9 protein-coding genes, 1 tRNA gene and 1 pseudogene are annotated in these 8,282 nt (G+C 70.0%); 4 read left to right on the top strand and 7 right to left on the bottom strand.

Features of this window, described 5'->3' with window-relative positions; translation table 11 throughout:
- The 3 genes from VG276_29790 to VG276_29800 all read right to left on the bottom strand — a co-directional run.
- Positions 1-141: GTP-binding protein (locus tag VG276_29790; GenBank protein ID HEV8653480.1), on the bottom strand; the 141-nt coding region annotated here is incomplete at its 3' end.
- Positions 142-270: 129 nt separating this feature from the next.
- Positions 271-342: transfer RNA gene (locus VG276_29795), tRNA-Met, on the bottom strand.
- A 346-nt stretch (positions 343-688) separates the two neighbouring features.
- Positions 689-1,069: a VOC family protein gene (locus VG276_29800; GenBank protein HEV8653481.1), complete on the bottom strand. Its 381-nt coding sequence runs from the start codon at positions 1,067-1,069 to the stop codon at positions 689-691.
- Between the two features lie 115 nt (positions 1,070-1,184).
- Here VG276_29800 and VG276_29805 point away from each other — a divergent pair, with 115 nt between their 5' ends.
- Positions 1,185-2,219, top strand: coding sequence for a LysR family transcriptional regulator (locus VG276_29805; protein HEV8653482.1), 1,035 nt, complete (start codon positions 1,185-1,187; stop codon positions 2,217-2,219).
- A 113-nt stretch (positions 2,220-2,332) separates the two neighbouring features.
- Here VG276_29805 and VG276_29810 read toward each other — a convergent pair whose 3' ends face one another.
- On the bottom strand, positions 2,333-2,713 hold the full coding sequence (locus VG276_29810; protein ID HEV8653483.1) for a nuclease A inhibitor family protein: 381 nt from the start codon (positions 2,711-2,713) through the stop codon (positions 2,333-2,335).
- Between the two features lie 242 nt (positions 2,714-2,955).
- Positions 2,956-3,078 (bottom strand): annotated as a pseudogene (locus VG276_29815) (helix-turn-helix transcriptional regulator).
- A 119-nt stretch (positions 3,079-3,197) separates the two neighbouring features.
- On the opposite strand from VG276_29815, the gene VG276_29820 reads away from it, so the two are divergent.
- The gene (locus tag VG276_29820; GenBank protein ID HEV8653484.1) at positions 3,198-3,476 is read left to right on the top strand and encodes an adhesin; all 279 of its coding nucleotides are present in this window, start codon (positions 3,198-3,200) and stop codon (positions 3,474-3,476) included.
- A gap of 148 nt (positions 3,477-3,624) precedes the next feature.
- Here VG276_29820 and VG276_29825 read toward each other — a convergent pair whose 3' ends face one another.
- Both VG276_29825 and VG276_29830 read right to left on the bottom strand, forming a co-directional pair.
- A complete protein-coding gene (locus tag VG276_29825) occupies positions 3,625-4,221 on the bottom strand; it encodes a hypothetical protein (protein ID HEV8653485.1) in 597 nt (198 codons plus the stop codon).
- Entirely contained in the window at positions 4,200-4,730 is a 531-nt protein-coding gene (locus tag VG276_29830; protein HEV8653486.1) for a hypothetical protein, read from the bottom strand. The genes VG276_29825 and VG276_29830 overlap by 22 nt, the downstream gene beginning before the upstream one ends.
- Positions 4,731-4,946: 216 nt before the next feature.
- On the opposite strand from VG276_29830, the gene VG276_29835 reads away from it, so the two are divergent.
- Positions 4,947-6,911: a glycoside hydrolase family 9 protein gene (locus VG276_29835; protein ID HEV8653487.1), complete on the top strand. Its 1,965-nt coding sequence runs from the start codon at positions 4,947-4,949 to the stop codon at positions 6,909-6,911.
- A gap of 48 nt (positions 6,912-6,959) precedes the next feature.
- The gene (locus VG276_29840) at positions 6,960-7,796 is read left to right on the top strand and encodes a polysaccharide deacetylase family protein (GenBank protein HEV8653488.1); all 837 of its coding nucleotides are present in this window, start codon (positions 6,960-6,962) and stop codon (positions 7,794-7,796) included.
- Positions 7,797-8,282: the final 486 nt, after the last annotated feature.

Consider the following 8,282-nt stretch of genomic DNA (forward strand, 5'->3'; position numbering starts at 1 on the left):
CGGGGTGTAGGCCACACTCGGGTCGGCGTCGTGCAACACCTTGGTGATCGCCGCCGTCAGCGTCGTCTTCCCATGATCAATATGCCCCATCGTCCCAATATTCAGATGCGGCTTCGTCCGCTCAAACCTCTTCTTCGCCATGGTTGTCCTCGTCTCCTCCTGCGCCGTCCACTCGACTCGACGAGCCGTTCCTCACGATGCCTGGGCCCTTGTCAGTCCCAACCGCAAAGCGAGAGCGGCTGCCATCAGGCAGACACCGCCCTCGCCCAGTAGCGGCGGGTGGACTCGAACCACCGACACAGCGATTATGAGCCGCTTGCTCTACCTCTGAGCTACGCCGCCATGGGAGCCGGCGCCCCCGACTCCTAGGAGTCCCAGACGGGTCGAACCGCCGAAACCATGCTTATCACGGATCGCCGGCTGACCGCCACGCGACCTGCGGGTTCGCTGGTCGGGGACGTCGGAGAATGTAGCAGCAACCCGCGGCCGCCTGCACTCGCTTCCAGCCCACCTGGGGACGGCCGCCTGGGCTGGCCCGACCATCGGCGGCACCGCCTGCCTCGCGGCCCGGCCAGCCTCTGACGGCGCCTGCGTCTTCCTGCACCGCCCGGGCTGGTCAAGGAAGACGCGACCGGCCAGCGTCTCCGCTGGCCGGTCGCTGGGGCTGGCCGGCGCTGGGCGCGGCGCGTCACTCGCCGCGCTGGCCGAGCCCGTAGGTGTTGCCGTCGGGGTCCTTGAACGACGCCCACCAGCCCCAGAACTGCTGTTGGGGCTCGTCGACGAACTCCACGCCGCGGCTGGCCAGCTCCTTGTGGGTAGCCTGGATGTCGTCGCAGGTGAACAGCACGTTGGAGAACGTGCCTACGTGGTCTTCCTGCCCCTCCGGGGTGAACAGCACCAGGATGACGTTGCGGTCCGGCGGGGCGACCTCGATCCAGCGCGGCGTCCCGGGCGCGTCCCCCATCGGCGTGTCCTGCACGAGCTGGAACCCCAGCGTGTCGGTGAAGAACTTCTTGGCCCGGTCCTGGTCGCCGACGTAGATGCCGACGCTGCGCACTGCGGTAAGCACGATGATCAGCCTCCTCTGCGAGATGGTTGGGTGGCACGTGCCTCGCCCGTATGATCGGCCCGCCGGATGCGCTGGATCCAACACGAACCGGTCCTCTCTGCCATAGGATCTTCCTATGCCTATCGGACTGCACCATCTCCGCTACTTCGTCGCGGTGGCCGAGGAAGGGCATGTGACCCGTGCCGCGCAGCGGCTCCGCCTCGCGCAGCCGTCGCTGTCGGCACAGATCCGCTACCTGGAGCGGCAGACCGGCGTGCAACTGTTCCGCCGCCACCCCCGCGGGGTCGAGCTGACCGAGAGCGGAGCGGCGTTCCTGGCCGAGGCGCGCGCGGCGCTCGCCGCCGCCGACGCGGCCGTCGAGGCTGCCCGCCGCGCCGCCCACCCGCCGCGCCAGCACCTGCGGCTCGGCTTCATCGTCGGGACCCAGGTCCAGCCCACCTCCACGGTGCTGCACAGCTTCCGCACCCGCTACCCGGAGGTGGAGCTCGACCTCGTCGAGCACACCTTCGCCGACCCGTCCGCCGGCCTCAACAGCGGGGACGTCGACGTGGCCTTCGTCATGCCCCCGTTCGGTCACCACGGGCTGCGCTTCGAGACCCTGTACTCGGCGCCCAGGCTCGCGGTGCTCCCCTCGGCCCACCCGCTCGCGGCCCGCCCCTCCATCTCGGTGCGGGAGTTGTTCGACGAGCCGTGGATCGTGGCCGACACCGACGACGCGGTGTGCCGCGACTACTGGCTGGCAGCACGCCACCGCACCAGCCCTGCCCTGCTCGGCCAGGCGACCCGCTCGCTCGACAAGTTCATCCAGCTGGTGGCCGCCGGTGAGGTCGTCGGGCTGGCCGCGGCATGGGTCGAGCCGGTCTTCTCCCGGCCCGGCATCGAGTTCGTGCCCGTCGACGACGTGGAGCCGGCCACCACCGCCCTGGCCTGGCGCCCCGACTCTCCCGACCCGCTGGTCGAGGGCCTCGTCCAGCTCGCTCGCGAGACCCGCGACGCCGTCGGCATGGCCGGGCAGCTCTCCCTCAGGGCCCAGGGCAGCGCGGCCGGCCCGCCAGCCCCCGGCACGCCCGCCTCCGACCCGCCCGGACCGGAGGCGCGCCAGCCCGCCCCCAACCGCCCTCGACGCGGCCACGACGCTCCCGCGTCTTGACCAGCCGACGCCGGCAGGCCGTCAAGGGCTCGTGCTGCGGCTGACCCAGTGGAACTGCCGGCATCACCTATGACATCACCTCGTCACCCATGACATCACCTCAGGCTGTGGGATCACGTCTCGATGCTGATGGAGCGGAGCCCCACGAGGGTGCCGTCCTCGAGTCGACCGAACAGGAAGACCGGGACCTGGACGACGTCCTCGCCGCGAGCCCGGACCAGTGTCAAGCCCTTCAGCGTGCCGCGCATCATCTTCCAGAGGAGGGCGTAGACCTGCGCCATCTCGGTATCCTCCGGCTCTGGGTCGTCGGTCCACTTGAAGAAGTCCGTTGCCGGGTGCATCTCGATCTGAGGCGAAGGCTCGAGTCCGACGGCGTCGCAGAAGCTCCTGCGCGTCAGCCGCGTGCTCTGCTGCATCTCCGCGGTGAAGGGCTCGTACGGGTAGTCGCTCTCGCTGGTGAGCGACTGGTCGACCATCAGGTTGGCGAACGCCATTGCCAGGCGGTGCGAGAGCCCACCCGACGCCACACTGCGCCCGCCGGGTGCGGCACGAGCAGAACGAGAGCTGGACATGAACTCTCCTTGCTGCCGGAGTCACGATCGGCCCTGACCACCTGCAATGGTCGCACATGCTCGTATCCCTTCACGTCCGGCACTAGACGTGCCGAGGCTTTCAGACTCTGGGTTCCGCCCGCCGAAGTCCTGGTCCGGCTGGGTACCGAACGAGTTGAGCAAGCGGTCAGCTCCGAGATCACCAGGCGCTCGGCGATCTGCGCGTTCGACAGCCCGCGTGCGACGAGTCGCAAGATCTCGAGCTCGCGCTCGGTCAGGACCCGCAACGCCTCGGGTGTGGGCCGCTCGTCGTGGTTACGCCGCTGGCGGTGTGCTACCCAGCCTGTCTTGGGTTCTTGGGACGACAGGGGAGTCAGAACTCATGCTCATGGTCACTGAAAATGCACGCCAAGCCATCGAGTCCATCGTGGCGAACGCGGAGGTGCCCGGCGGGGCGGGCCTGCGGATCGACGCCCCGGACGAGCCGCCGGCGCCGTCGCGCATGGCGCCGCTGCGGCTCGAGGTCGCAAGCCAGCCCGCCGAGCAGGACCAGGTCGTCGCCGAAGGCGGCGTAAAGCTGTTCATCTCGCCCAGAGTGGCCCCGATCCTCGAGAACAGGATGCTGGACGTCCGGGTCAGCGAGGGGAAGGTGCAGTTCGTGCTCGAACCACAGCAGCGGGAGGATCAGCCAGGCGAGCCCAGCTGAGGCAGCGCGAGCCCAGCCCAGGACCCTCCACGGCTCGCTGGTCACCGACGTCGAGCGGTCCCAGGCGTTCCACCTCCGCCGCAGGGGTGAGGCTCGCGTTCATCGACGCGGCGTAGGCGCCGATGCCGATCGCTCGGCCACCTGCTCATCAGGCGCTCCCGCGCCCAGTGGCGAGCGTCCACAGGCGCCGCACCGCCAGCCTGCTCAGCGGCCGGGGGCTGGTCGTCCGTGGGCGCAGCGTCGCCGGGACCAGCACGCGCAGCGCCCGCGGCAGCACCCGGAACTCGAGCGGCGGCGCCAGCACGACCGCCTCCCCGTCGATCCCGGCTGGCAGGCGCGGCAGCCGGCTGTCGACCCGCACTTCGGTGCTCTCCCACTGCGCCCAAGCGGCGCCCGCGCCGACCCGGCCCGCGACAGCCCGGGCCACGATCCTGGCCAGTGCCGCCCCGGTCCTGGCCCGCAGGGCCGACACCTGCAGCACCCCGCCGTCGAGCCGCTCGCGGGCACCCAGCTCCGACGGTCGCCCCAGCTGGTAGCGGTTGTTTGCCACCAGCAGCAGCGCGTCCTGGTGCAGCCGGCCATCCGGGTCGCGGAACTCGACCTCCAGTGGGGCACGTTCGCCCCGGACCGCGCCGGGCAGCACGAGATGGGCCGTGGCCAGCTTGCGTGCCCGGTAGCCCGGCTCGGCGACCAGGTCGGCGTAGGCCCCGAGCGAGACGTTGTTCAAGAACAGCCGGTCGCCCACCAGCCCGACGTCGACGCGGAGCTCGGTGCCGCCGAACGCGCCCAGGGCAGCCAGGGCCGGGCCGGCGGTATGACGTCACCGGGTACCGTCCCGGCCGACGCGGCCGGCATGTCGCCGCTGAGCACCTGTCGGGCGGCCAGCGCATAGACGAGCGCGGCGACCACGATCGCCAGCACGCCGCCGGCATGCCACAGGCTGAAGGCGACGACATCGACCACCAGGGCGACGACGAGGAACGCGATCACGGCCAGGTTGAGCCAGCGCTTCCACGTCTTGCGGGTGGTGAATGCCCACCACGACGCGGCGGCGGCCAGGACGAGGTACAGGGCGGCGGCAAGGACCAGCGCGAGCAGCGTGCCGCGGCTGCGGGCCACCACGGCCGCCAACGCGATCACGAGGCCGGCGAGCGCAGCCAGGGCCGTCCACGCCCACCGCCGACGGGCCGGGGTCGAGGCGTCGGGGGTGGTGCCGTTGCCGCCCATCGCCTTCCTCTCTCCATCGACGATCACCCTACCGCCTGCGCCACACGCATGGCGACGACGCGCCCACGGCAACGGACCACGGTCACCGATTCGCTCACAGCCCGGTCCCGAGTCGGAGCGTCTCGCGCCATTTCTTCTCTTGATCATCGAAGGCGCAGGAGGTACCATTTCGGAGGATTCTAAGTTAGGAAACTTTACTAATAGGCACTCCTGCACCTGCGCACCGGCCAAGGGGGCGGCAGCATGATGGGAGCGGAGCACCGGATCCGGATCATCGCGGTCAGGAGCGGCAGACTGGCGCTCCTTGCCGCCATCGTCCTGGTGGCTGGGGGGCTCCACGCGGCAACCGCGCGGTCGGCCCCCGCCGCGAGCTCGGCGTTCGTCAGGGTGAACCAGGTCGGCTACCCGTCGGCTGCGTCCAAGCGCGCCTACCTGATGGCGAGCACAGCCGAGACCGGCGCCACCTTCAGCGTGAACAACGCGAGCGGCACCACCGTCTTCTCGGCGCCGATCGGGGCCAACCTCGGCTCGTGGAGCTCGGCCTACCCCAATGTCTACGCGCTCGACTTCAATAATGCCGTCGCGACCACCGGCACCTACACGATCTCGGTCTCCGGACCCGTCCCCGCGACGTCGCCGAGCTTCAGGGTCGACACGGGAGCGAACGTGTATGCCACGCCGCTCGCCAATGCCCTCTCCTTCTACCAGACCGAGCGAGACGGCCCGGACTTCATCCCGTCCGCCCTCCGCACCGCGCCAGCGCACCTGAACGACCAGAACGCCATGACGTACCTCACGCCCCACGTGAACAGCAGCGGGCGCTTTTCCGGCGACCTCACGCCGCTCGGGACCACGGTCGACGCCTCCGGCGGCTGGTGGGACGCGGGTGACTACATCAAGGGCGTACAGACGCTGGGCTACACCACCGACCTGCTGCTCGCGGGCGTCCGCGACTTCCCGGGCCAGATGGGGGCGGGGTCGGCCACCTCCAACTTCACGGCTGAGGCCAGGTTCGGGACCAAATGGCTGCTCAGGATGTGGGACGACCCGACCATGACCTTTTACTACCAGGTGGGGATCGGGACCGGCAACGCCAAGACGATCGGCGACCACGACATCTGGCGGCTCCCCCAGGCGGACGACACCCTCGGGGGGACCGACCCCCTGTACCGGTACATCCGCAACCGCCCGGTGTTCAGGTCAGGTCCGCCGGGGTCGCTCATCAGCCCCAACCTGGCCGGCCGCAGCGCCGCGGCCTTCGGCTTGTGCTTCCAGATCTACAAGACGACCGACCCGGTCTTTGCCAACCGGTGCCTGCTCGCGGGCCAGCACATCTTCGATCTCGCCAACACCGCACCCACCGGGAATCTGACGACCTACATCCCGTTCAGCTTCTACCCCGAGACCGAGTGGCGCAGCGACCTCGAGCTCGGCGCGGTGGAGCTGTACTTCGCTGTGGCAGACGGCGGGCTTCCGGCCGGGCTCCCCCACACCGATCCGCTGTTCTACCTGCAGCAGGCGAGCCACTGGGCCAACGCCTACATCACCAGCCCCGAGGGTGCTGCCGACACCCTGAACCTCTACGACGTCAGCGGGCTCGCCCACTACGATCTGCACCGGGCGATCGGCCAGGCGGGGAACCCACCCGGCCTGGAAGTCACGCAGGCCGCGCTGCTCGCGGACATGAAGAAGGCCCTGGACGGCGCGCTGGCCCAGGCAGCCACAGACCCGTTCGGCTTCGGCTTCCCCTGGGCCACCTGGGACACGACCTCCCACGGCGCGGGCCTCGCGGTCATGGCGAGCGAGTACAACCAGCTCTCGGGTACCAACGCCTACGCGGGTCTCAGCACCAGATGGCTGAGCAACATCCTGGGGGCCAACGCGTGGGGCTCGTCGTTCATCATCGGTGACGGCAGCACCTTCCCGCACTGCCCGCACCATCAGGTGGCCAACCTGGTCGGGTCCCTGGACGGCTCGCCGCCGGTGCTGAAGGGCGCCGCGGTGGAGGGTCCGAACGGCACCCTCTACAGGGGGTTCCAGACCGGGATGCGGAACTGCCCGCCCGATGACAGCGACCCGTTCGCGCAGTTCAACAGCAGAGCGAAGTTCAAGGACGACATCGAGTCGTTCTCGACGGTCGAACCCGCCGTCGACCTGACCGCCACCAGCCCGCTGGCGTTCGCCCGCCAGGCCGCGGGTCTGCTCTGAAGCAAGCCCGGCCGCCCAGGACGTGCCTCAGGTGAAAGGCAGACATCGATGAGAAGCACCGCGCGGGGAGGCGCACCGCAGCTCCAGCTTCGTTCCAGGATCCGGCTGTGGCTGGCGGCGACCGGGGCGCTGGCCGTGTTCCTGTCCGGCTGGGCGGTGAGCCCCACCCCGGCGGCTGCGGCGACCGCCTCGACGGTCGTCACGATCGGCTTCGACGATGGAACCACCGATCAGCTCGGCGCGTTGCCGATCCTCCAGGCGCACGGGATGACGGCGACCTTCTTCGTGAACAGCGCGTCCGTCGGCGATGCCGAGCATCTCTCATGGGCGGACCTGCACACTCTGTTCGACGCGGGCAACGAGATCGCCGGGCACACGCTGCACCACGTGAACCTGACACCGCTGACCGCGGCGGAGGCCCGCCAGGAGGTGTGCACCGACCGCAACAACCTGCTGGCGGCAGGGTTCCCGGCGACGTCGTTCGCCTACCCGTTCGGATCCTTCGACAGCGGCACCGAGCTGGTCGTCCACGACTGCGGTTACAACAGCGGCAGGGGGGTCTCGGGCGTCTCCAAGACGGGCCCCTTCGCCGAGACCATCCCGCCGCTCGACCCGTACGCGACGCGCACGCCCCCCAACCCCAAGAAGGCGACCAAGCTCTCGACGCTCGAGCTGTACGTGCTCAACGCTGAAGCCAACGGCGGTGGCTGGGTGCAGTTCGTGTTCCACCGCGTCTGCGAGCAGTGCGGCCCCTATGCGATCACACCGGGCAAGCTCACCGCGTTCCTGGACTTCCTGCAGGGCGAGGTCACTGGTGGCCGCGTGGTGGTGCAGACGACCGCGCAGGTCATCGGCGGCCCGGTGCAGCCGCCGGTGCCTGCATAGAGCCTGTCATTGCTCCGCAAGCTCTTGGTCGACACCGTCCGAGGCCTGGGCGGGACTCATGCTGCGGACGGCGACACCGAGGACCGCCCGGCCACCGTACGGCGGGGGACAAAGCGGGTGCACCAGCCGCGGCCAGAACGACACCAGGTCCCACAGGATCCCGGTCGTGGTCCGCATGGCTGGCTTCCGCCAGGTGGCGAGCCCCAACGCCACCAGACCCCGGCGATCGCCGTCACGACGGCGACCCCGAAGGCGCCGAACGGGCCGGTAGCGGCATGCCTCGATATCCTGCCGTGGGAACAGTCGCCAGGGCCGTGCGGGCCGGTGGGCAGACCCGCTGAGCGAAGGGAGCACGGGTGCGGTACGAGATCGTCGCGGAGGCGTACCGGGACCTGGAGGGCTCCTCCGCCCGGCTGGCGCTGATCGACCGCCTGGCCGGGCTGTTCACGCAGACGCCGACCGACCTGCTGCCCACGGTGGCGCTGC

Source organism: Actinomycetes bacterium (genome assembly GCA_036000965.1).
GTDB lineage: Bacteria > Actinomycetota > CALGFH01 > CALGFH01 > CALGFH01 > DASYUT01.

What these genes read in the sequence shown, in the direction of transcription:
- VG276_29805 (HEV8653482.1), top strand. Translation starts at nt 1,185, where the DNA reads ATGCCTATCGGACTGCACCATCTCCGCTACTTCGTCGCGGTGGCCGAG.
- VG276_29810 (HEV8653483.1), bottom strand. Translation starts at nt 2,713, where the DNA reads ATGGCGTTCGCCAACCTGATGGTCGACCAGTCGCTCACCAGCGAGAGC.
- VG276_29835 (HEV8653487.1), top strand. Translation starts at nt 4,947, where the DNA reads ATGATGGGAGCGGAGCACCGGATCCGGATCATCGCGGTCAGGAGCGGC.
- VG276_29840 (HEV8653488.1), top strand. Translation starts at nt 6,960, where the DNA reads ATGAGAAGCACCGCGCGGGGAGGCGCACCGCAGCTCCAGCTTCGTTCC.